The sequence below is a fragment of the Pleomorphomonas sp. PLEO genome (genome assembly GCF_041320595.1).
GTDB lineage: Bacteria > Pseudomonadota > Alphaproteobacteria > Rhizobiales > Pleomorphomonadaceae > Pleomorphomonas.
In genome coordinates this window covers 4115061-4138121 of the sequence record NZ_CP166625.1, presented here as the reverse complement: position 1 = coordinate 4138121, position 23061 = coordinate 4115061, and the positions used below count along the sequence as shown (strand labels likewise).

23 protein-coding genes are annotated in these 23061 nt (G+C 64.1%); 9 read left to right on the top strand and 14 right to left on the bottom strand.

Annotated features, from left to right (window positions below):
- The first annotated feature begins 27 nt into the window (after positions 1-27).
- The 3 genes from AB6N07_RS19205 to AB6N07_RS19195 all read left to right on the top strand — a co-directional run bounded on the left by AB6N07_RS19205 (position 28) and on the right by AB6N07_RS19195 (position 2722).
- The gene (locus tag AB6N07_RS19205) at positions 28-816 is read left to right on the top strand and encodes a MetQ/NlpA family ABC transporter substrate-binding protein (RefSeq protein ID WP_370674663.1); all 789 of its coding nucleotides are present in this window, start codon (positions 28-30) and stop codon (positions 814-816) included.
- A 135-nt stretch (positions 817-951) separates the two neighbouring features.
- The gene (locus tag AB6N07_RS19200; protein ID WP_370674662.1) at positions 952-2049 is read left to right on the top strand and encodes a methionine ABC transporter ATP-binding protein; all 1098 of its coding nucleotides are present in this window, start codon (positions 952-954) and stop codon (positions 2047-2049) included.
- Complete coding sequence (locus AB6N07_RS19195) at positions 2030-2722, top strand: methionine ABC transporter permease (protein ID WP_370674661.1); 693 nt, start codon at positions 2030-2032, stop codon at positions 2720-2722. The genes AB6N07_RS19200 and AB6N07_RS19195 overlap by 20 nt, the downstream gene beginning before the upstream one ends.
- Before the next feature lie 86 nt (positions 2723-2808).
- On the opposite strand, the gene AB6N07_RS19190 is transcribed toward AB6N07_RS19195, so the two are convergent.
- The 13 genes from AB6N07_RS19190 to AB6N07_RS19130 form a co-directional block, all read right to left on the bottom strand.
- Positions 2809-4119: an O-acetylhomoserine aminocarboxypropyltransferase/cysteine synthase family protein gene (locus tag AB6N07_RS19190; protein ID WP_370674660.1), complete on the bottom strand. Its 1311-nt coding sequence runs from the start codon at positions 4117-4119 to the stop codon at positions 2809-2811.
- Positions 4116-4421, bottom strand: coding sequence for a hypothetical protein (locus tag AB6N07_RS19185; RefSeq protein ID WP_370674659.1), 306 nt, complete (start codon positions 4419-4421; stop codon positions 4116-4118). Before AB6N07_RS19185 ends, AB6N07_RS19190 begins: the two co-directional genes overlap by 4 nt.
- Positions 4414-5199 carry an ABC transporter ATP-binding protein gene (locus tag AB6N07_RS19180; RefSeq protein WP_370674658.1) on the bottom strand — a complete coding sequence of 262 codons (786 nt, stop codon included), beginning with the start codon at positions 5197-5199 and terminating at the stop codon, positions 4414-4416. The genes AB6N07_RS19185 and AB6N07_RS19180 overlap by 8 nt, the downstream gene beginning before the upstream one ends.
- Complete coding sequence (locus AB6N07_RS19175; RefSeq protein WP_370674657.1) at positions 5199-6197, bottom strand: ABC transporter permease; 999 nt, start codon at positions 6195-6197, stop codon at positions 5199-5201. Before AB6N07_RS19175 ends, AB6N07_RS19180 begins: the two co-directional genes overlap by 1 nt.
- A 52-nt stretch (positions 6198-6249) precedes the next feature.
- The gene (locus AB6N07_RS19170; protein WP_370674656.1) at positions 6250-7296 is read right to left on the bottom strand and encodes an ABC transporter substrate-binding protein; all 1047 of its coding nucleotides are present in this window, start codon (positions 7294-7296) and stop codon (positions 6250-6252) included.
- Positions 7297-7523: 227 nt separating this feature from the next.
- The gene (locus tag AB6N07_RS19165) at positions 7524-8909 is read right to left on the bottom strand and encodes an ABC transporter ATP-binding protein (protein WP_370674655.1); all 1386 of its coding nucleotides are present in this window, start codon (positions 8907-8909) and stop codon (positions 7524-7526) included.
- Positions 8900-9316 (bottom strand): energy-coupling factor transporter transmembrane component T, encoded by a 417-nt coding sequence (locus AB6N07_RS19160; RefSeq protein WP_370674654.1) that lies wholly within the window; start codon positions 9314-9316, stop codon positions 8900-8902. Before AB6N07_RS19160 ends, AB6N07_RS19165 begins: the two co-directional genes overlap by 10 nt.
- Positions 9317-9324: 8 nt before the next feature.
- The gene (locus AB6N07_RS19155; protein ID WP_370674653.1) at positions 9325-9666 is read right to left on the bottom strand and encodes a hypothetical protein; all 342 of its coding nucleotides are present in this window, start codon (positions 9664-9666) and stop codon (positions 9325-9327) included.
- A complete protein-coding gene (locus tag AB6N07_RS19150) occupies positions 9659-10255 on the bottom strand; it encodes a hypothetical protein (protein ID WP_370674652.1) in 597 nt (198 codons plus the stop codon). The genes AB6N07_RS19155 and AB6N07_RS19150 overlap by 8 nt, the downstream gene beginning before the upstream one ends.
- Before the next feature lie 25 nt (positions 10256-10280).
- Positions 10281-10718, bottom strand: a complete 438-nt coding sequence (locus tag AB6N07_RS19145; protein WP_370674651.1) for a PPC domain-containing DNA-binding protein — start codon at positions 10716-10718, stop codon at positions 10281-10283.
- Between the two features lie 148 nt (positions 10719-10866).
- Entirely contained in the window at positions 10867-11787 is a 921-nt protein-coding gene (locus AB6N07_RS19140; protein WP_370674650.1) for a homocysteine S-methyltransferase family protein, read from the bottom strand.
- Positions 11788-11815: 28 nt separating this feature from the next.
- A complete protein-coding gene (locus AB6N07_RS19135; RefSeq protein ID WP_370674649.1) occupies positions 11816-12658 on the bottom strand; it encodes an amino acid ABC transporter permease in 843 nt (280 codons plus the stop codon).
- Positions 12648-13463 (bottom strand): transporter substrate-binding domain-containing protein, encoded by an 816-nt coding sequence (locus AB6N07_RS19130; RefSeq protein ID WP_370674648.1) that lies wholly within the window; start codon positions 13461-13463, stop codon positions 12648-12650. The genes AB6N07_RS19135 and AB6N07_RS19130 overlap by 11 nt, the downstream gene beginning before the upstream one ends.
- 487 nt (positions 13464-13950) lie before the next feature.
- Here AB6N07_RS19130 and AB6N07_RS19125 point away from each other — a divergent pair, with 487 nt between their 5' ends.
- From AB6N07_RS19125 to AB6N07_RS19100, 6 genes are all read left to right on the top strand, one after another.
- Positions 13951-15003 carry a substrate-binding domain-containing protein gene (locus tag AB6N07_RS19125; RefSeq protein WP_370674647.1) on the top strand — a complete coding sequence of 351 codons (1053 nt, stop codon included), beginning with the start codon at positions 13951-13953 and terminating at the stop codon, positions 15001-15003.
- 97 nt (positions 15004-15100) lie between these two features.
- The gene (locus AB6N07_RS19120) at positions 15101-16060 is read left to right on the top strand and encodes a transketolase (protein ID WP_370674646.1); all 960 of its coding nucleotides are present in this window, start codon (positions 15101-15103) and stop codon (positions 16058-16060) included.
- A 9-nt stretch (positions 16061-16069) separates the two neighbouring features.
- Positions 16070-17074, top strand: a complete 1005-nt coding sequence (locus tag AB6N07_RS19115; RefSeq protein ID WP_370674645.1) for a transketolase family protein — start codon at positions 16070-16072, stop codon at positions 17072-17074.
- The gene (locus AB6N07_RS19110) at positions 17074-18183 is read left to right on the top strand and encodes a RuBisCO large subunit C-terminal-like domain-containing protein (protein WP_370674644.1); all 1110 of its coding nucleotides are present in this window, start codon (positions 17074-17076) and stop codon (positions 18181-18183) included. The genes AB6N07_RS19115 and AB6N07_RS19110 overlap by 1 nt, the downstream gene beginning before the upstream one ends.
- A gap of 18 nt (positions 18184-18201) precedes the next feature.
- Complete coding sequence (locus AB6N07_RS19105; RefSeq protein WP_370674643.1) at positions 18202-20499, top strand: molybdopterin-dependent oxidoreductase; 2298 nt, start codon at positions 18202-18204, stop codon at positions 20497-20499.
- A gap of 202 nt (positions 20500-20701) precedes the next feature.
- Complete coding sequence (locus AB6N07_RS19100) at positions 20702-20860, top strand: hypothetical protein (protein WP_370674642.1); 159 nt, start codon at positions 20702-20704, stop codon at positions 20858-20860.
- Between the two features lie 157 nt (positions 20861-21017).
- On the opposite strand, the gene AB6N07_RS19095 is transcribed toward AB6N07_RS19100, so the two are convergent.
- Positions 21018-23015: an FAD-dependent oxidoreductase gene (locus AB6N07_RS19095; RefSeq protein ID WP_370674641.1), complete on the bottom strand. Its 1998-nt coding sequence runs from the start codon at positions 23013-23015 to the stop codon at positions 21018-21020.
- Positions 23016-23061 lie beyond the last annotated feature (46 nt).

Below are 23061 nucleotides of genomic sequence, written 5' to 3'. Positions count from 1 at the left end.
TCCCCAGAACACCCTCCGGAGAAAACAATGCCCGTCAGGAAATCACTCGCCGCCTCTGCCTTCGGCCTGCTTTTGGCGCTCGTCGGCAGCGCTTCGGCCGAAACCATCAAGCTCGGCGTTACCGCCGGTCCGCACGCCCAGATCGCCGAAGCGCTGAAGCCGGTGGCCGCCGCCAAGGGCCTCGACGTTCAGATCGTCGAGTTCTCCGATGGCGCGCTGATCGACCCTGCCACCGAGGACGGTGACCTCGACGCCAATGCTTTCCAGCACACGCCCTATCTCGACCAGCAGAACGCCGATCGCGGCCTTCATCTCGTCTCGGTCGCCAAGACGGTGCTGCTGCCCATGGCTGCCTATTCGCACAAGGTGAAGTCGATCGCCGACCTGCCGGATGGCGCCCAGATCACCATTCCCAACGATCCTTCCAATGGCGGCCGCGCTCTGAAGCTGCTCGAACAGGGCGGCATCATCAAGCTGACGCCGGGCGTTACCTTCAAGGCGACCGAGCTCGATATCGTCGACAACCCCAAGCATGTGAAGATCCTGCCGCTGGAGACGGCCCAGCTGCCGCGCTCGCTGGAGGACGTCGATTTCTCGGTGATCACCTCGCACTTCGCCATCAGTGCCGGTCTGCTGCCCAGCCGCGACGCGCTGCTGATCGAAAGCCAGCAGTCGGACTATTTCTGCCTGATCGCCGTCAAGCCTGAAAACGCCGACAAGCCCTGGGTGAAAACGCTGGCTGAAGCCTATCGCTCGCCGGAAGTGAAAGCCTTCCTCGACAAAGAGTTCAAGGGCAACATCGTCACCAGCTGGTGAGACCAAGATGCATTGAAATGCCTCTTGGTATTCTGCTTGCCGATTTCTCATGTCCCTGATGAAAATGAGAAATCGGCAATCGCTCAATGAGCGGATGCGTCGGCATCTTCGCGAATTGGTATAAGGAATGCGCCGATGAACGCCTTGCCCCAGTCCGCCGACTTTGTGCCATCCAAGGCGCCGGCGAAAGCACCGGCAATCCGCCTCGAGCGGCTCGGCAAGACCTTCGATCCAGCGGTCGGGCCTGTCCTTGACGACGTCTCGCTGACCATTGGGCAGGGCGATATCCACGGCATCATCGGTCGCTCCGGCGCCGGCAAATCGACGCTGGTGCGCTGCATCAATTGCCTCGAGCGCCCGACCACCGGTCGGGTGCTGGTGTCGGGGCGCGACATAACCGCGCTGACCGGCGCCGAACTCCGGTTGGCGCGGCGCGACATTGGCATGATCTTTCAGCACTTCAACATTCTGTCTTCGCGCACCGTGGCGGGCAACGTCGCGCTGCCGCTCGAGGTGGCCGGCCTGTCGCGTGCCGAGATCGCCAAGCGCATCCCGCCGCTTCTCGATCTGGTCGGTCTCGCCGACAAGGCGGCGAGCTATCCGTCGGAACTGTCCGGCGGCCAGAAGCAGCGTGTCGGCATTGCCCGGGCGCTCGCCACCAATCCATCGGTGCTGCTCTGCGACGAGGCGACATCGGCGCTCGATCCGGAGACCACCGAGCAGATTCTGGCGCTTCTGAGAGATATCAACCATCGGCTCGGCCTGACCATCGTATTGATCACCCATGAAATGCAGGTGGTGCGCGATATCGCCAGCCACGTGGCAGTTCTCGAACATGGCCGGCTGGTCGAAGAGGGCGATACCTTCGACGTTCTCGCCTTTCCAAAATCGCCGGTGGCCCGGTCGTTCCTCTCTGGCCTGGTTGCCCACGAGTTGCCGCCGCCTGTCGAGCGCCGACTTCGCGCCGAGCCAGGGCCGGATACCGACCCGGTGGTGCGGATCGTCTTTTCCGGCGACAACGCGCACCAACCGATCATCGCCGATCTCATCCATCGTTTCCCGGTAGAGCCCAACATCCTGTTCGGCCGCATCGACTATGTCGGCGACCGGCCGCTTGGTGTGCTGACCCTGGCGCTCGCCAACGGTGAGGCGCACCTCAAAGCCATTGTCGCTCATCTCGTCTCGCTCGGCCTTAAAGCGGAGGTCATCGGCCATGTTGTTCGGTTTGCTTAGTCCGGCTCTCGCCAATCTCCTCCTCGAATCCCTGACGCAGACGGCTGTGATGGTGTCGGTGTCGGCTATCCTGGCGCTGGTGCTGGGGCTGCCGCTCGGCGTGCTGCTGGTGGTGACGACCCCAGGTCACATCTTCACCCGGCCGCTGCTCAACAAAGTGGTCGGCACTTTCGTCAACCTGATCCGCTCGACGCCCTTCATCATCATGATGGTGGCGATCATCCCGTTGACCCGGCTCTTGGTCGGAACTTCGGTGGGCACGTCGGCGGCCATCGTGCCGCTCACGGTGGCGATCACGCCGCTGTTTGCCCGCCTCGCCGAAACGGCGATGCGCGAGGTCGATCGCGGACTGATCGAGGCGGCCGAGGCGATCGGCGCCACGCCATTTCAGATCATCGTCAAGGTGATCATCCCGGAGGCGCTGCCGGGGATCGCCGCCGGTGTCACGGTGACCCTGGTCAGCCTCGTCGGTTACTCGACCATGGCCGGCACGGTGGGCGGCGGTGGCCTCGGCGATCTCGGCATTCGCTACGGCTATCAGCGCTTTATGCCGGAGGTGATGCTGATCGTCGTCGTCATCCTGGTGGTGCTGGTGCAGGTGATCCAGTTCGCTGGCGATCGCGCCGCATTTGCGGTGAACCATCGCCTGGCGCGGCGGCGACGCGTGCCCTGAATAGCGATGGTCAAACCCCTCAAAAGCCCGCCCACCACGCTGGAGATGCGAGCGTGATGGGCTAGTTTGCGTGTGACGAAGAGGCCTTAAATTCCCGAGAGCGCCTGATCGATGTCGGCGATGATGTCGGCGGGGTTCTCGATGCCGATGGAGAGCCGGACGAAGGACGGCGTCACGCCGGCCGCCAGCTTTTCCTCGGGCGACAACTGGCCGTGCGTGGTCGAGTACGGATGGATGGCCAGCGTGCGGGCGTCGCCGATGTTGGCAAGGTGATAGATCAGTTTCAGCCGGTCGATGAAGGCCAGAGCCGCATCCTCGCCGCCCTTCGGCTCGAAGCCGATCAGCGCGCCATAGCCGCCCTTCAGATAGGTGTCGGCGCGTCGGCGATCCTCGCCGGTCTGAAGACCGGGATAGACGGTACGTTCGATCTTGGGGTGCTTGGACAGGAACTCGGCCACCTTGACGGCATTGCTGAAATGCCGTTCGAGGCGCAGTGGCAGCGTTTCCAACCCCTGGATCAGTTGGAAGGCATTCTGCGGCGACAGCGACGGCCCGAGATCGCGAACGATAGCGGCGCGGGCGCGGACGATGAAGGCGATGGGACCACCGAGTGCGTTGGCGAGATCGACATAGGAGCGGTTGTCATAGGCCGGATCGGGGCTGTTGATCAGCGGCTGCCGGTCCGGGAAGTCGGCCCAGGGGAAGCCGCCATCGACGATGGCGCCGCCGATGGTCGTGCCATGGCCGCCAATGTATTTGGTCGCCGAGTAGACGACGATGGCTGCGCCGTGATCGAGCGGCCGGGCGGCCAGTGGCGAGGCCGTGTTGTCGATGATGAGCGGAATGCCGAGTGGCCGGCCGATGTCGGCCACCTCGCGGATCGGGAAGACGGTCAGCCGGGGATTGGGCAGCGTCTCGCCGAAATACAGGCGCGTGCGGTCATCGGTCGCCCGGCGGAAATTCTCCGGGTCGTCGCTGTCGACGAAGCGCGCCTCGACGCCGAACTGCTTCAGGCGTTCGCGGAAGAAGTTGACCGTTCCACCGTAAAGCCCTCGCGAGGCGACGATATTGTCGCCGGCCTTGACCAGCGACAGCACGGCGACGGCTGTGGCCGCCTGTCCGGAGGCGACACCCAGCGCCGCCACGCCGCCGTCGAGCTCGGCGAGGCGCTGTTCGAACGCATCGACGGTCGGGTTGGCGACGCGAGAGTAAGTGTAGGCGACTTCCTCGAAGGCGGAGATCCGTTTTGCTTTTGCGGTGCTTTCAAAGGCAAAGGACGTCGTCTGGTAGATCGGTACCGCCACGGCCGACGTCGCCGGATCGATGCGGAAGCTGCCGCCATGCAGTACCAGCGTATCGATGGCCAGCGGCGGTTTGATCGGGGTGGGAGCGTTCATGAACGAGTCTCCTGGGACAGGGAGTGGCGGCCGAGCAGAAGCAGGCCAACCGCGAGCAGGGCGGCGGACAGCCAGAAGGCGGCCGGCGCATAGCGAGTGATGCCGAGCAAGTGCGTCTGGGCGCACAGGGCCTCGGCCAGCGAGCAGATGTCGGTCTTGCGGGCGAGGCAGGGCAGGGCGTTGGCGATCGGCAGGCTGCCGGCATCGATCTGGCGGCTATAGACGATCCACCACCAGCCGGTGGTCGAAAGGCCGGCAAACAAGCCGCTGCCGGTGAGCGCGATGGGGAGACGGCTAGACATTTTGCACCCCCAGTTCATGCAGGATTTCACGGCGCAGCCGTACGAAATCTGGGTCGTCGCGATGGCGCGGGTAGTCCGCCGTGATGTTGAATTCCGCGAGGATGCGGGCCGGTCGGTCGGACAGCACGACCACGCGGTTGGCCAGCAGCAGCGCTTCCTCGACGTCGTGGGTGACCAAGAGGGCGGTAAAGCCGGCCGTCTGCCAGAGCTTCAGCAATTCATTCTGCAGGGAAAGGCGCGTCAGGGAGTCGAGCTTGCCGAAGGGTTCGTCGAGCAGCAGAAGACCTGGGTCGTTGACCAGCGCCCGGGCGAGAGCCACGCGCTGCGCCATGCCGCCTGAGAGTTGGCGCGGATAGGCATCGGCGAAATCCTCAAGGCGGACAAGTGACAGCGCTTCATCGATGCGATGGGCCTTCTGTGGCAGAAGGCCACGCGCCTCAAGGCCGGTGGCCACGTTTTTGCGAACGGTGCGCCAGGGAAACAGCGTCGGATCCTGGAACACCAGCAGGCGTGACGGATCGGGCGCGCCGATCTGATTACCGTCTTCAAGAAGTGTTCCGCGTCGCGGACTTTCAAGTCCGGCGGCAAGGCGCAGCAGCGTGGACTTGCCGCAACCGGACGGGCCGAGCAGGGCGACGAACTCGCCCGGCGCTACTGAGAGGCTGATGTCGTCGAGCACGTCGAACCGCGTGCCTGCGATATCGTAATGATGGGTGACGGAGCGGATATCGAGCGACAGGGCGCGCGCCGCGCCGTCGTCTTGTACGAGTGCAGACATCAGATCAGCCCCCTTTCCTGCCAGACGAGCAGCCTGTCACGCGCCACGAACAGCAGCTTGACGATGCCCGAGCACAGGACTGCCATGATGACGATGGTGGCGTAGACGTTGGCGTAGGCCGAATAGGCGCTCTGGAAGGCGATGTACCAGCCGAGGCCATATTTGGCACCCAGCATCTCGGCCACCACCAGCACGGCGAAGGAGTAGTAGAGCCCCATGAACAGGCCGACGAACACGTGGTTGAGGGAGGCGGGCACGGCGACCTTCAGCACGAGGAAGCGTTCGCCGGCACCGAGCGTTCGCGCCACGTCGTAATAGGCGCGGTTGACCTGAGAGACGCCGGCCGCCGTCTGGATGGCGACGGGGATGCCGCAGGACAGGGCCACCAGAAAGATCGACGCATGAAAGGTGGTGGGAAAGAAGAAGAAGGTGGCCGGAATCCAGGCCGTGGCCGGCACCGGGCCGATCAGCTTCAGCACCGGCATGCCCCAATAATTGAAGCGGGCCGACCAGCCGAGCGCCACGCCGATCACGAAGCCGAGGCTGATCCCGGAAAAGAAACCGAGGCCCCAGAGACGTAGGGAATAGCCGATGCAGATCAGAAGGCGCGACCAGTCGGCGACGTAGACTTGCAACAGGCCATGCGGCGGCGAAAAGAACGGCTTCGGCAGCCAGCCGGTTTTGGCTGTGGTGAATTCCCACAGGAGGAACCAGACGCCGAGGGCAATCAGCCACGGTCCCCAGAAGGCGATGCGCTCGCCGATGCTGCCAAGGCGATGAAGGGTCAACGCCAGCGCCAACAGCAGGATGCCGCCCGTGGCCGTGATGGCCGCGAAAAGTCCGACGCTGCCCCAGGGGACGACATCGGGCAAACCCCAGGTGACGACGGCGGTCAGGAACCAGAACACTGAAGCCACCAGGCCCTGGTACCAGATGGGAAAGGACGTCACCGAGGCCGCTGTCACGCTGCCATCGGCGGTTTGAGCCAGATCGCTCACGGCATGTCTCCTGGACAGGAAATGAAGGGAGGCGGCCGAGCCGCCTCCGTCGTCAGGCGAGAATGTTGATCGTCACCCGCTCGGCCAGGTCTTTCGGGTCGGTGGCCGGATCGAGCACGTTGACGAACTTCAGATCCTCCGCGCCGCGCCGAACCTGATCGACCAGTTCGGGGCCGACCGGATGGTTATGCGTCACCAGATGGCCGATGATCTCGGTGAGGCTCTGAAGGTCGAGCCCGGCCGGCTTGAGATTCTCGAGGTACCAGGCCGCCACTTCGTCCGGATGGGACGCGGTATATTCGTGCAACTCGATGTTGCCCTCGGCGAGCCGGCGGATGGCATCCTTGTTCTCATTGAGGAAAGGACCGTTGGCGCCCAGAACGCAGCAGACCCGACCATCGAAGTAGCCCGTCTGGCTGTCGGCGATCAGGTTGAATCCGTGCTGCTTCTGGATGGAATAGGCCCAAGGATCGAGATGGGCGACGGCGTCGGCCTCGCCCTTGACGACGGCCTCGCCGACCAGTTCGAAGGGAACGACCTTCCATGTGATGTCGTTCTGCACGTCGACTCCGGCCTTGGCGAGCGCCACCTGAAACTGCAGATGCGGCGAGGTGCCTAGACCGGCGACCGAAATGGTCTTGCCCTTCACGTCGGAGAGCGTCTTGATGCCCGACTTTTCCGGCGCCAGCAGACGCAGGCAACCGCCATGCGAGCCGACGAACAGCTTGACGTCGAAACCTTGCTCCAGCGGCTTCAGCCAGTCGCCGACCAGGCCAGCGCCGGCATCGGCCTTGCCTGTGGCGAGCGCCTGAATGAGCGTCTGGCCGCTGGAGCCTTGATAGAACAGCTCCACGTCGACGTTATGTTTGGCATAGAGGCCCTTGGCGACGCCAAAACCGAGCGGAGAATGGCAGGCCGCCACTTCCGTCCAGGCAAGACGTACCTTGGTTGGCGGCGCGGCGATGGCCGGGGTGAACAGCCGGCTGCCCGCCGTCGCGCCGAGGGCCACGACACCGACACCGAGCGCCGTCCGCTTCAGGATGTCGCGCCGCGACGGTTGGGCTTCGGGTGAACTCGCTTTATGTAAAAAATCCGCCATGCCCCGTGCTCCCGTTTGCGGCCGCTTCCCGCTTCGGCCCATCAACCAGAAGGATAATCCCGGGACGGCGATTGTCTATATAAACTACTAAAATACTATTCTAATTACTTGGGCTTGGCCGTGAGCTTGTGCTGCAAAAGCCGCCGATTGAAAAACAGGCTGGATGCTGCGGAAAACATGCCTTTGCGAGACGACTTATTCCGCCGCTGAGGCGGCGGAGGGCTCGGTCAGGCAGCCTCCGCCCTTGGCGATGCGGAGAGATCGATGATCCGCGTCGCATTGCTCGCCGTGAAAGCCGGATCATGGCAGATGAACAGCACGCTCGCCCCGCGTGCGCGCTCCTCGGCAATGATCCTCTCGATCCGCGCGACATTCGTCCGGTCGAGGCCGCGCTGGGCCTCATCGAGAAGGAGCAGGGCAGGTCGCCGGGCGAGGGCGCAGGCGATGGTGACGAAGCGCCGGCTGGCCGTGTCGAGATCGAGAGGATGGCGATTGGCTACGTCTGACAGGCCCACACGCTCAAGCACCTCGGCGATACGGCTCGCGATGTCCACGGGCTTGAGGCCGAGCCCGTCGAGCCCGAAGGCGACCTCCTCGCGCACCGTCGGCGAGAACAGCTGGTTCTCCGGCTCCTGAAACACTGTCGCCACCAGGCTGGCAATCTCGTCGATCCTGAGCTTGGCGGTGGAACGGTCGCCGATGCGGATGCTGCCCGATGCCGACCGCGACAGGCCGTTGATCAGCCGGAACAGCGTGCTCTTGCCGACGCCGTTCGGGCCGACCAGCGCCACGGCTTCGCCGGCCGCGACCGACAGCGACAGGCGCTCGTAGAGCCGGGGGAGCTCCGGATAGCCGAAGGCGACATCGCGGACGTCGAGGATGGGCGCGGCCGTCGGCGCCGCATGAATCGCCCGTTCCTCACGGTCGGCCAGTCGGCGTGCCTGAGGCGACCAGTCCGAGAGGCGGCCGTTCTCCAGCGCCAGCATCCGGCAGCCGAGCGCCAATCCGAGATCAGGCTCCACGTCGAGGATCAGAAGCGCGCTGTCGGCTGGTTGGGCGGCAAGCTCGGAAACCAATCGCTGACGCGCGCCGACATCGAGATTGGCCTCGGCCTCGTCGAGGATCAGCAGGGCCGGTGACAAGGCGATCGCCGAGGCGATGGACAGGCGCTGCTGCTCGCCGCCGGACAGGGTGAAGGGGTCGCGCTCGTCGAGGTGTGCGAGGTCGAGCCGCTTCAACACATCGGCGACACGTGTCTCGATGTCGGCGATCGGCCAGTTCAGGTTTTCCGGGCCGAAGGCCACTTCCTCGGCGACGGTGAAGGCGCGACCCGACAGTTGATGCATTGGCACCTGGCCGACGTATTGAACGAGCGTCGCCCGCTCGGCGACCGGAATCTCCGCGATGGGCTGGCCGTCGGTGAGAATGTCGCCCAGCAGATGCGGGCCATGGCTGAGCCAACCGGCAACAGCCTGTCCCAGGCTCGATTTTCCGGAGCCGTTGGCGCCGACGATGCAGACGCGGTCGCCGCGCTCAAGGCAAAGGTCGATACCATCGAGGATCTTCCGCTCGGCAAAGCTGACGGACAGACCGGAAATGTTGACTAGAGCCACGGCCACACTCCCGCTTGCAGCACGGCGAGCCCGACGAGAGTGACGCGGGCCGGCTTCTCCCAGGAAGCTTCGCCGACTGGCCTCAGGGTTGACCGCCGTGGAAAGGCGCGGAAGGCGCGTTGGTTGAGGACGTGGCTGCGCTGGTCGGCCTCGATCAGCGCCGATGTGATGAGCGGTGAGATGAGAAGCACCAATCCCTTAAGGCGATGAAGGGGCGATCCGCCACGCCGCCAGCCGCGCGCCTCCTGTGCCTCGCGAATGGCGCGGATACGGGCGGCGAAGGCGTCGAGCATCAAAAGGGGGCTGGCGATCAGATAGGCCAGCGCTGGCGGCCATCCCGCGGTGTCAAGCGATCTCAGGAGGGTCGCCGGCTGGGTGGAGGTAAACACCAGGAGCGATGTGGTCACGATGGCCGTCACGCGCCCGGCAAGCGCGCTCGACCGTTCAAGGCCCAGTTCGCTGAACAGGGCGGGTCCCCAAAGGGGGCGGAATCGGGATGATGGATCAGCAGCGTCTGCACCGTTACGACTGCAACCGTGAAGGGCAGGGCAATCGCCAGGCCGCGTCGCAAGACGGTGAGAGCGAGCGTTCGGTCGATCAGGGCGGTGGCTGCCAACAGTAGCGCGGCGAAGACAAAGGCCGGCAAGGCCGACAGGAAAAGCACCAAACTCGCCGTCCACAGAAGGGCGGCGAGCTTGGTGCGCGGATTGACAGGCTGCGCCTTGTGGCCAGAGCGGCCAACCTGCATCTCAGCCACGCGAATACCTGATGTAGGGGAAGCCGGTAGCCAGCCGCTCGGGCAGGCGCTTGACGATCAGGAAGATGACGACGGCGGTGATCACCTTGTCGGCGACGTTGGAGCCGAAGACGGTGAGGGCCACCGAGCTCAAAAGCGTACCGCCGAGTTGCGAGAAATAGGCGACGGCGAAGTCCGAACCGGCCCCCGTGACGCCACCGAACAGGTAGACCTGGATGGGGACGGCGACGAGCGTCAGCACCGCTGCCAGGATCACGCCGGAAATGGCGGTCTGCCAGATGGTGCGGAACCAGCCGGCGCGGGCGAGCAGGCCGGTGGCAACACCGATCACCAGAGCAACGGGCGCGAAGGCGGCGGCGACCGGGTTGGTCAGCAGTCCCCAGATCAGGTTGGTGAGGAGACCGGCGATGCCACCGGCGATCGGGCCGGCCAGCACGCCGACCAGCACCGTGCCGAAGCTGTCGAGGAAGATCGGCAGGCGCAAGGCATCGTTGATCTGTCCGCCGACGATGTTGATGACGATGGCGGCGGCGATCAGCGTCAGGATGCGAGTGTTGAAGGCACTTTTCGAAGAGGCAATCACGGACATGATGAACTCCTTGTCGGCTATTCGATCACCGGCTTTCGCGCGATGAGATGATCAGCTCGTCGTATCCGGAGAGGGCGCAGGGCTCGCGGGTGAAGCTGTAGTCTTCGAGATCGACCAGCACGACTTCGGCCGTGGTGTAGACGGCCGAGCCCGGACCGAAATGCGCGCCAACGGTGACGCCATGCCGGTCGGACAGGGAGATGTGCAGGTGCTCGCCCAGCGCATCGATCGTCCCGACCAGCGAGACGATTTCGAAATGCCCCTCGCGTGTCTCCCAGACGCCCGTGTTGGCCAGACGGAGCGGAGCCTTCTTCAGGCTGCCGACGGCGGTGACGATCGACACTGCTTGCAAGCCACGCTCGGCAACGAAGGCTCTGAGGCCGGCGAGAAGATCTTCGCCCGGCTTGAAACGGACGGCATAAAAGCGACCACGACTGGGCGGTAGAACTGAATTTTCTGACACGACGGCTCCTTGTGAAAGCCAGTCGAAGTTAGCCAGAAGAATATCGATTCTATAGGTAATATTTACTAATTTGACACGGCAAAGCGGCTGTTCTTGCCACGCGGCTACCCCAGCAAATGACGCCAGAGCAGCCGCCATGGTCGTTCTGTCAGGCCGCCTCTTTTGATCGGCTCTGGGCAATGGCCTCGATATGCTCCGGCCCGATGCCGCAGCAGCCGCCGACGATGGTGGCGCCATCGTCGATCCAGCGATCGATCCACTTGAGATAGTTCGGCGGGTCGAGATCGGGCCTGAGCTCGGAAATGCCGGCATAGGGCTCGTCCGAGGGCGGCTCCGGCACGAAGGCGTTGGCGTAGACGCCTAGGCCGATGCCCGGTTTGCCAAAAGATTCGATGGCGAGGCGGGCCGCCTTCAGCGCGGCGCTCATCACCTCGGGCTGGCTGCAGTTGAACAGGATGGCCGAGGCTCCGGCGGCGAGCGTTCGCAAAACCGCTTCCCCGACGGGCTCCCACGACCGCAATTCGGCGGGGCCGGTGCGGCCGCGCTCGTCGCGCAGCGTATAGGAGATATAGATCGGCTTGCCGGTCGCCTTCGCCGCCGCGAAGGCGGTCAGCGCCTCGGCCGTGGAGCTCTGTGTCTCGACCAGCCAGACGTCGACATGCGGCGCCAGCCCAGCCACCAGTTCAGCGAGAATCGGCGGCGCCTGCTCCTCGATGAACTTGTTCGGCCGGTAGCTTTCGAAGATCGGTGGCAGCGAACCGGCGACGATCACCTTGCGCGGCGCGGCATCGGCGACAGTGCGGGCGATCGAACCGGCGCGGTCGGCCAGCGCGCGCCCTTCTTTCCAGAAGCGCTCCTCGCCGATCATGTGCGGCACCAGACCATAGGAATTGGTGGTAATGATTTCAGCGCCGGCATCGACATAGGCCTGATGGGCGCGGCGCACGTAATCGGGGGCCTCGATCAGCGACAGGGCCGACCATTCGGGCAGGCGGAACGGGGCGCCCAGCCGCTCAAGCAGGCGGCCCATGCCGCCGTCAAGGATGGTGACAGGAGCTTTGGCAGTCATAGGATTCTCTTTTCTTGTGCCATGGGCTTCATCCACGGGTGGCGCCGTAGGCGCGGCCGAAGCGCACTTCCAGACGATGTTGGACGATCTCGAACAGGATGGACAGTCCCCAGTAGATGAAGGCGGCCGTCAGCAGCATTTCCATGTAGTGATAGGTCGAACGACCGTAGGACTGGGCGAGAAAGTTGAGTTCCCACAGTCCCATCAGCGATACCAGCGACGAATCCTTCAGCATCGAGACGAACTGGGCTCCGGCCGGCGGAATGATGACGCGCGCCGCCTGCGGAGCGACGATCTTGACGGCGATCAGCAACGGCGACAAGCCAAGGGCCATCGCCGCCTCGCGCTGTCCGCGCGGGACCGCCGTAATCCCGGCACGGATCGTCTCGGCCAGATAGGCGGCGTAATTGAGTGACAGGGCCATGATGCCCGAGGTCAGCGCCGACAGGATGATGCCGAACTGCGGCAGGGCGAGGTAGATCAGCAGCACTTGCACCAGCAGCGGCGTGCCGCGAAAGAAGGATGCGTAGAAGGTGGCGATGGCAAAGGCGACCGGGTTGCGCGAAAGCCGGCCGAGCGCCGTCAACACGGCAAGACCGACAGCGAACACCATCGACATCGCTGTCACCAGAATAGTCAGAACTACACCCTGGACGAAGCCATTGGGCGACAGATGAAGGCCGAGCATGAAGGGCAGCTTGGCACGGATCAGCGCGAAGTCGAGGCCGAGATGCTGCAGCCCGCCGATGAGGGCGATGAGCAGCAGCGCCCAGGTCAGCCAGACCCGCAGCGTGAAATCGAAACGCAGCCGGTGGGTGTTCACCGGCCGCGCAACGATGGGAACTCCGGATTGAGTGATGTCACTCGGCATCTTTGGTGATGTCCGTATGGAACCACTTCTGGGAAATGCGGGCGATCGTGCCGTCGGCCTTCAGCTCCTTGATGACACGGGCGACCTCGGCGTCCCACTCGGGATCGCCCTTGTCGGTGACCACGGCATTCGGCTCGGCGAACAAGGGCTTGCCGACCACTTTCAGCTTGCCGGTCGCGTCGATCTGTCCCTGGGCTGTGCCGGCGGAGGCGACGATGGCATCGAGCCGCACACCGGCTCCCAAGGCCAAATTCTGGAAGTTGACCGTTTCATCTCCAGGCACGACTTCGACATTGCCAAAGGGGAATTCGATGGCCGGCTGGCCGGGGATGACGAAATTGCGGTTCAAGTAAGCTTCGTAGGATGAACCTGTACCGGCACCGACCTTCTTGCCGGTGATGTCCTTGGCCGATTGGATGGTCGTCTCGTCCTTGTTGACGACCAACACGGCCGGCAGGCTGTAGTAGATCACCGGGAAGTTCACGACCTTGGCGCGCTCCTCAGTCGGTGTTGCCGAGGAAATGGCCAAGTCCCAGCGACCGGCCCACTTGCCACCGATGATGGTTTCCCATCCCGGCGTTTCCAGCTTCAGTTTGACACCAAGCTTTTCGGCAAAGGCTCGGGCCACGTCGACATCGAAGCCGTCGAGTTCATTCTTGTCATTGATGAAGCCGAAGGGCGGATAGTCATTAACGAGGACGTCGACGACTTCACCCTTGGCGTGGACACGGTCGAGCGTTTCTCCGGCGAAGGCGACGGTGGGCAGGGTAAGGGCGGCAAACAGGACGAGCAGGCGGGGCGTCATCAAGGCGGTCACTCCGTGGCCGTTGGAATGGGATCCATGATGCAGCCTTGCCCTGCCGCCGCCGACGTTGACCCGTTCAAATCCTGATCGCAACAGGAAATATCTTACCCTCCATTGTCGCTAAAACGACAACAGTTTCCGAACCTTGCCGAGGCGACTTCGGTTTGACGCCCGATTGTTGCTGCCTTTGATCACGGGGCCAGCGGTGTCTCCGCGATGGCAAAGGGCGTTTCGAGGCGACCAAGGCTGCCGCGCATTCACGTTGGTGATGACGCGGCAATTTTCGACGAACAGGAACAGTTTTCTCCGCCGACGCCGGCAAGCGAACCAAACATCACCGCTCCAGGAGAATACGGCGGCGGACGTTCTTTGACTAGTTTGTCGATAGATAAATATCCTTAGGCACGGCTCGCAGAACGCCATTTGGCGGACAAGGCAGCGCCGTCGGTATCGACACCCGGCCACATGGCCGCATCGGGGAAATCTCATGAGTTTCATCACGAGGACGGCCGCATCGACGGCCACTGTTCTGGCATCTGTCCTGCTCGCCGGCGCCTCCCTGGCCGCCGGCCTGACCGGCGCCCCCGCACCGTTTGATAAGGGCGGCGTCAAGTTCGCTCTGGTCGGCTTCATCTCGGCCGGCGATTTCTTCGCGGCTGTGCAGGCTGGTGCCAAGGCCCAGTCGGCGGCCATCGGCGTCGACCTGCAGGTGTTCCCCGGCCGTCAGGACAGCGCCGAGCAGCGCCTGCAGATCGAGCAGGCGATCAATCTGGGCGTCAAGGCCATCGTCATCGACCACGGCGAGCCGGAAGCGCTGCGCGACGTGGTGCAGAAGGCGCTCGACGCCGGCATCAAGGTGGTCGCCTTCGACGTCAACATCGACAACCCGGCCGTGCCGCAGGTCGAGCAGAGCGATCATGAACTCGCCCGCCTCGCCCTCGAGCAGGCTGTGAAGGACAACGGCACCAGCTTCAACGCCGGCTATGCCTATGTCGCCGGCTTTGCGCCGCTCGACCGCCGCAATGAGGTCTGGCAGGACTTCAAGAAGGCCAATGCCGGCGTCGTCGAGAAAGCGCAGTTCGGCGTGGTCAATGCGACGACGGCGCTCTCCACCTCCGATCAGGCCAAGGCCGTGTTGCGCGCCAACCCGGATATCTCCGTGGTCTTCGCCCCCTATGACGAGTTCGCCCGTGGCGTGAAACTCGCCGCGACGGAAAACGGGACGGCCAGCAAGCTGAAGATCTACTCGGCCGACGTCTCCACGGCCGACATCCAGGAAATCGTCGCCGATGGCAGCCCGTGGGTTGCAACGGTCGCCACCAATCCGGCTCTGGTCGGCGCCGCTGCCATCCGCGCCGCTGCCAAGCTCGTGGCCGGCGAACCCGTCGACCACAGCCTCGTCATCAAGCCGACCCTGCTGACCCAGGCCGACCTGCGTGCCGCCGGCGTGACCACCATCGAGGAACTGGCCGCCAAGGTGCCGTCGTTCAACGAGAGCGATGTCGCTCTTTCGCCGTGGATTCCGGTCGCCAGCAAGTAAGCGGGCTCTCCTCGCGCCTCCTTAAGCGAGCCGGCTTCGGCACTCAGCCGAGGCCGGCTTCGTGACGTTCTTTCATGCCACTTATCCGGAGAAACCGATGGCACGGCAGCCTCGCTCGTCCAAACCCAGCACGCCCAACTCAAGAACCACCGAGGAGATCGCGCTCGGCATCAGGCGGCGCGTGTTCGAACACACCATCCGCAACAACGGCGGCTACCTGAGCCAGGCCTGTTCGGCGGCCGAGCAACTGGCCTGGCTCTACAACGAGGAACTCCATATCGGCGAGCCGACGCTGCCGCCGGTGCCCGAGCCGTTCGGCGGCGTGCCTTCCGCCACCAACACCGACTATCACACCGGCGCCGGCTACAACGGCCCTGCTCTGCCGGGGTTCGACCGGCTGATCTTCGCGCCGGCGCATTACGCGCTCGTCGCCTATGCCACCCTGATCGAAGTGGGGCGCCTCGCACCGGAAGCCCTCGGACAGTTCAACCGCGACGGTTCGTCGGTCGAGATGATCGGCGCCGAGCATTCCCCTGGCATGGAGGTGCACAACGGCACCCTCGGCGTCGGTCTGTCGACGGCGGCCGGCCTTGCCTGGGGCCGTCGCCGCAAGGGCGAGACCGGCCGCGTCTGGGTGTTCATGTCGGACGGTGAGGTTGAGGAAGGGCAGACCTGGGAGGCGGTACAGGCGGCGGCCTATCACGGCATCGACACGCTCAACGCCATCGTCGATGTCAACCAGCAGCAATGCGACGGCGCCATGTCCAGCGTAATGGACGTGCGCGACATCAGGGCCAAGTTCGAGGCCTTCGGCGCCGTTGTGGCGGAGGTCGACGGCCATGATCTCGGCGCGCTGCGCTGGGCGGCCAAGACGCCGCATCCCGGCCAGCCGCTGATCATTCTGGCAAAGACCAGTCCCTTCAAGGACATGAACTATCTCGAACGCCGGTTCCCGCGTCTGCACTACGTCCGCTTCAAGGACGAGGCCGACCGCGCCGCCACCAATACCGCCATCGCCGCCGAGCTCGGCGTCGCCCCCGTAGACTACGTGCGCTGAGGTCTCGTCATGGTCGAACTCGTCAACCGTCCCTATGCCGGCGCCTTCGAGGCTTATGCCGTCGCCCACCCGAAAGTGCTCTGCCTCTCCGCTGATCTCACGTCGTCCTGCGAGATCGACGGCTTCCGCGATCGCCACCCCGAGCAGTTCCTGTCGCTGGGCATGGCCGAGCAGAACATGATGAGCTTTGCCGGCGGCCTGGGTCTCGCCGGCTTCCGGCCCTTCCTGCACACCTTCGGCGTCTTTCTCTACCGCCGCCCCTATGACCAGCTGATCGCCTCGGTGGCCTATCCGCGCCGCAAGGTGCGCCTGATGGGCTTCCTGCCGGGCGTCACCACGCCGGGCGGCATGACGCATCAGGCGATCGAGGACATCTCGGTGATGCGCTCGATCCCCAACATGACCATCCTGGAGACCGGCGACGCAACGGAAGTGGAGTCGATCGTCGAGGCGGCCGACAGCGTCGATGGCCCCGTCTATGCCCGTGTGCTCAGGGGATCGGTGCCGCGTCTGTTCGATACGCCGATCGTCGTCGGCAAGCCGCGCGAACTGTCGCTCGGCACCGATGTGCTGGTGATCACCGCCGGCATCACCACCGAAGAGGCGTTGCGGGCGCGCGGCGCACTGTCCAAGGCCGGCGTTTCCATCCGCCACATTCATCTCAACACCATCAAGCCGTTCGACGCGCAGTATCTGCTCGACCATCTGCAGTCGGTGCGCCACGGCGTGGTTACCCTAGAAAACCACGTCACCGAGGGCGGCATAGGATCGCTGGTCGCCGAGACCATCGCCGATGCCGGCATCGCCAAGCGCCTGGTGCGGCTCGGCCTCAAGGACACCTACGCCCACGGCGGCTCGCGTCCCTACCTGATGCGGACCTATGGCCTCGATGCGCCGGCGCTGGTCGCCGCCATCGAACGGCTGACCGGCCAGAGCTTCGGCATCACCGATGCCGACCTCGATGCCGTCCGCATCGACGCCGTCCACTCGTCAGCCAAGGCGGAGGCTCTCTGATGTCGCGCTTTTCCGTCTTCTATCGCATCTTCGCCGGCAGCCTCGACGAAGCCAGCGAGCGGGCCGCCGGCATCGCTCTCGAACAGACCGTCGAGATCCCGCGCGACGTGGTGCCGAAGGGCTATATCGAGGATGTCATCCTCGGCAAGGTCGAGAGCGTCCGTGCCGAGGACGCCGGTTCCTATCTCGCTCATCTCACCTACAGCCCAGACAGCACCGGCAACGAGCTGCCGCAGCTCCTCAACGTCATCTTCGGCAACTCCTCGATCCAGAAGGGCATTCGGGTCGTCGGTTTCGAGCCGGGCGAGCGCCTTTCGCAGGACTTCAAGGGTGCCCGCTTCGGCATTTCAGGCGTCCGCGCGCGGGCCAAGCGCCCGACCGGCGGTCTGATAGCCCCGGTGATCAAGCCGCAGGGCAGCGACGCCGACACGCTGGCCGCCATCGCCTATGCGGCGGCGCTCGGCGGCGCCGATATCATCAAGGACGATCACGGCCTGACTGACCAGGCGTCGGCGCCGTTCAAGACGCGCGTCGAGAAAGTCGCCGCCGCGGTTGCCAGGGCAAACCGGGAAACCGACGGCAACAGCCTGTATTTCCCCAACATCGCCGGCCGCAGCGAAGACCTGATGGACTTCGCCCGCTTCGCCAAGGAGGCGGGGGCAGGGGGCGCGCTGGTCATGCCGGGGCTGTTCGGCTTCGATCTCACCCGCCGCCTTGCCACCGCCGACTGGTTCGACCTGCCGCTTATGGCGCACCCGACGTTCCTTGGCAGCTATGTATTGTCCGACACGCTCGGCTTCACCCATGCCATGATGTTCGGCGTGCTGCAGCGCCTTGCCGGCGCCGATATTTCGATCTTCCCCAATGTCGGTGGCCGCTTCGGCTTCTCGGCCGAAGAGTGTCTTTCCATTGCCGAGGCCTGCCGCGCGCTCGATGGCGTGGGCCGGCCGATCTTCCCAAGCCCCGGTGGTGGAATGAGCGCCGACCGCGCGCCGGAGATGCGTGCCATGTACGGCGATGATGTCGTATATCTCCTCGGCGGTAGCCTGCTTCGGCATGTCGACCGCATCGGCGAAACGCTGAAGGACATGCGTGCCCGCCTGACATGAGGATGAGGACCGAAGGACATGCGCTATACAGCCGCCCACTGGGGAACCTATGTCGTCGAGGGCAAGGCGGACGGCGTCAGTCTGAACCCGCTCGCCGATGATCCGCAGCCCTCGACGATCGGGCGCGGCTGGCTGAGCGCGGTGCGAGATCAAGGCACCCGTATCCGCCGTCCCTCGGTGCGCCGTGCCTGGCTGGAGAAACGCGACCGCGATCGCACCGGCGACGATCCCTTCGTGGAGCTTCCCTGGGACGAAGCGCTGGATCTCGCGGCGGATGAACTTCGCCGCGTTGTCGACACCCACGGCAACAAGGCGATCTTCGGCGGTTCCTACGGTTGGGCGAGTGCTGGCCGCTTCCATCATGCCCAGTCGCAGCTCAGGCGTTTCCTGAACCTCATCGGTGGCTACACGCGCTCGGTCGACACCTATTCCCATGCGGCGGGCGAGGTTCTGCTGCCGCATGTTACCGGCATGAGCAACGGCCTTTTCCAGGATTGCATGACGTCGTGGTCGCTGCTTGATGGCAATACCGAGCTCTTGGTTTGCTTCGGTGGTATTTCAGGCCGAACGGCACAGGTGATGTCGAGCGGCACCACCGGCCACGAGGTGGAGAGCTGGCTCGCTCGTATTCATCGGGCCGGGGCGAGGGTGGTCAATATCTCGCCGCGCCGGGCCGACGTGCCGGGTGTTCTCGATGCCGAGTGGATCGCGCCGCGTCCCAACACCGATACCGCCCTGATGATGGGGCTCGCCCACGTTCTGATCGAAGAGGGTCTGGCCGACCGGAGCTTTCTTCAGCGCTACACCCACGGCTGGCCGGTGTTGGAAGCCTACATCAAGGGGGAGACTGACGGCATTGCCAAGACGGCGGCCTGGGCGTCCGCCATCACCGGGGTCGCCGAAGCCCGCATTCGCGATCTCGCCCGGGAGATGGCGGCGAAGCGGACCATGATCTCGCTCGCCTGGGGTATCCAGCGGGCCGATCACGGCGAACAGCCGCTCTGGATGGGGCTGGCGCTGGCTGCCATGCTGGGACAGATCGGAACCAAGGGTGGCGGTTTCGGCTTCGGCTACGGCTCTACCACGCCAGTCGGGCGTCCGATCCGGTCGCTGCCCTGGCCGTCGGTCGCCCAGGGGCGCAACGCCGTGCCCGATTATATTCCAGTGGCCAAAATCGCCGATCTGCTGCTCGATCCAGGTGGCAGTTGCACCTATAATGGCAAAACCCTCGTCTATCCCGACATCCGCCTCGTCTATTGGACCGGCGGCAATCCCTTCCACGCCCATCAGGATCTCAACCGTCTTGCCGAGGCGTGGAAGCGGCCGGAGACAGTCATCGTCAACGACATCTGGTGGACGCCGACCGCCCGCCGCGCCGACATCGTCTTACCAGCCACCTCGCCGCTCGAGCGCGAGGATATCATGCTGAACCGTCGCGACGGCTCGCTGGTGTTCATGGACAAGGTACTGGAGCCCCTCGGTGAGGCGCGTGACGATCACGCCATCTTTCGTGGGCTTGCCGAACGTTTTGGCGTTGTCGACACCTTCACCGAAGGCAGGGACCAGGACGGCTGGCTGCGACACCTCTGGGAGCAATCGAGCAAGGTGGCCGTCCAGCACGGCGTTGACCTCCCGGACTTCGATACCTTCCGTTCCATGGGGCGCTTCGATCGCCCCGATCCCACGGGCGAGGTCATTCAGTTCGGCGACTTTATCGCCGATCCCGATGGCAACCCGCTCGCAACGCCCAGCGGTCGCATTCAGCTCCACAGCGAGGTCATCGCCGGCTTCGGCCTCGCCGACTGTCCCGGCCATCCGGTCTGGATCGAGCCGACGGAATGGCTGGGTGCGAAAGACAGCGTTGGTCGCCTGCACCTCGTTTCCGGCCAGTCGATCAGCCGTTTGCACGGCCAGCTCGACAACGGTTCGGTTGCCAGGGCGACCAAGATCGACGGTCGCGAACCGGTCTATCTTCATCCGACTACCGCTCAACGGCTGGGCATCGGCAGCGGCGATATCGTGCTGCTGTCCAGTCATCGCGGCAAGGCGCTAGCCGGTGTTGTTGTCGATGACGGAATCCGCGAGGACGTCGCCTGGATGGGGACTGGAGCTTGGTACGATGCGCAGCAAATAGATGGCGAGCTGATCGATGTGCACGGCAACCCGAATACGCTGACCATCGACAAGGGGACGTCGGGCCTTGCGCAGGGCAACATCGCCCACACCGCGCTGATTGAAATTCGCAAGTGGGTTGGGCCGCTTCCGGACCTGACAATCGATCGCCAACCGCCCATTGAGGACCGGATCGTCTACTGACCTGTTGAGGCTGGAAATGACCGCGGCGGTGGTTTGGGATATCCTCGACCACCGCGCTAACGGGATTTTACCTATAGAAAAACTGAAGGCGACCTTCAGAAGTTGCGATTAGGTCGCGAGGGCCTCAGGGCCTATATTGAGGGTGCAAAAAGAAATGAAACAAAGAGGCCGGAAACCTCCGGCCTGGAAAAGGAAAACCGAAATGTTCGCCACCCTCAAGCGTACGGCCAAGCTCCTCCGCGCCCCCACCCAGGCTGAGCGCGATCTGGCCTACCTCAACGAAGCCGGCGACCGCTACGACCTCGAAGCCCGCGAGCGCAACCTCAACAACCGCGCCTTCAACCGGGGCCTCGGTCTCTGAGGATCTGACCGCACCAAGCCGAAAATCTGACTACGACGTTGAGCGCTCGAAACCTGACCGGTTCGGGCGCTTTGTCGTATCCGCTGCGTGGTCTGGTCCAAAAAAAGCCGCGCCATCCCAGGGGACAGCGCGGCATGTCGTTGTCAGCTAATCCAGATCAGATCGAGCGGGCCACCTCATAGGCATCCCAGATCGCATACATGATGTTGGAGACCTGCCGGGCATCGCCAAAGCTGTAGACCTCCGGTACCAGATTACGGACCTTTTCGTAGAGGCCGCGCTCCGAACGATAACCGATGGCGACGATGGCGCTGTCGGCCGGCACGAAGGTTTCCTTGTCGCCGCTCTTCACCTTGAAGCCACCCGCGACGGGCTCCGCCACGTAGCTCGACGTCAGGATGTCGATCTTCTTGAAGATCAGGAGGTCGTGCAGCATGTCGTGGTTGGCGTGACAGAGTGGTCCTGCCAGCGCCAGGATCTTCGGCGCCAGTTCGACGATCGTCACCTTCTTGCCCTGATCATGCAGCCATAGCGCCGTCTCGCAGCCGACGAGGCCGGCGCCGATGATGATGGTGCTATCGCCGGCCGGCTTGATGCCGTTGAGCACGTCCTCGGCCGTGTAGACGTTCTGGGCGTCGCCGATCTTCAGCATCTTCGGCTGGGAGCCGGTAGCGACGATCAGCACGTCGGGCTTGGCGAGCCGAATGCTCTCCTCGGTCACTTCCGTGTTGAAGATCACCGGCACCTTCAGTTCGCGCAGCTCGCGCTCGTACCAGTGGATCAGGGCGTGATCATCGTCCTTGAAGTCGGGCACGCCGCCGGGGATGACGACGCCACCGAGACGGTCGGACTTTTCATAGAGGGTGACGACATGGCCGCGCAGCGTGGCGACGCGGGCCGCTTCCATGCCGGCAACGCCGCCACCGACGATCATGACCGACTTCTTTTCAAGGGCGGCGGTCAGGCCATACTCCGCTTCGCGACCGCAGGCCGGGTTCACGGCGCAGGAGATCTGCGAGTACTTGGCGAGGCGGCCCATGCATCCTTCCTGACAGGAGAGGCAGGGACGAATGCGATCGATCTTCTCGGCCCGCACCTTGTTCGGCAGTTGCGGATCGGCAAGCAGCGGACGGGCGAGACCGACGAAATCGGTCTGGCCGGAGATGATGGACTCCGCCGCGAGGTCGGGATTGTCCATGCGGCCGGCGGTGATCACCGGCACCTTCAGCACCTCTTTCAGGATCCTGTTGTAGGGCAGGTAGAGGCCCTTGGCCTGATACATGGGCGGGTGGCTCCAGTACCAGCTGTCATACGAGCCGACGTCGCCATTGAACGCATCGTAACCGGCGGCTTCCAGCAGTTTGGCCGCCTCTATGCCCTCGGGAATGTCGCGACCCATCTCGACGAACTCTTCGCCCGGCAGGCCGCCGCTCTTCCAATCCTTGATGAAGCTCTTGATGGAGTAGCGCAGGGAAACCGGATAGGCGTCGCCGCAACGCTCCTTGATCGCTTGCACGATCTCGACGGCGAAGCGCAAGCGGTTCTCCAGACTGCCGCCGTATTCGTCGGTGCGCTGGTTGAACATGGAGATGGCGAACTGGTCGAGCAGGTAGCCTTCGTGGACGGCGTGGATCTCGATGCCGTCAAAGCCGGCACGCTGGGCGATCTCGGCGCTGTCGGCGAACTTGCTGACGTAGGTTTTGATTTCCTCGATGGTCAGGGCGCGGCAGGTCACGCCGTCGATCCAGCGGTGCGGGATCGGCGACGGCGCGACGGCCGTCCTGCCGACGATGGACGGCATCGACACACGGCCGAAACCGGCGGAGAGCTGCAGGAACATGCGCGCGTCATAGGCGTGCACCCGTTCGGTCAAGATCTTGCCTGTCTTGACGAAGTTGAGCGGGTTCAGCGTCGGGCAGGGCATCGATGGCAGAGCGCAACGCTCGATGTCGTTTTCGACCATGGTCACGCCGGTCATCAGCAGACCTGCGCCGCCCTTGGCGCGCTCGACGTAATATTCGACGCCGCGATAGTTGTACGTGCCGTCGGCATCGCACAGCCCGCCCGGACCCATCGGCTCCATGACGTACCGGTTCTTGATTTCGAGACTGCCGATCTTCATCGGCTCGAACAGGATTTCGTGGTTCTGCTTCATGGGCTTGTCGCGGCTTTAAACCGCGCCTCCGGCTGAATGCGACTTC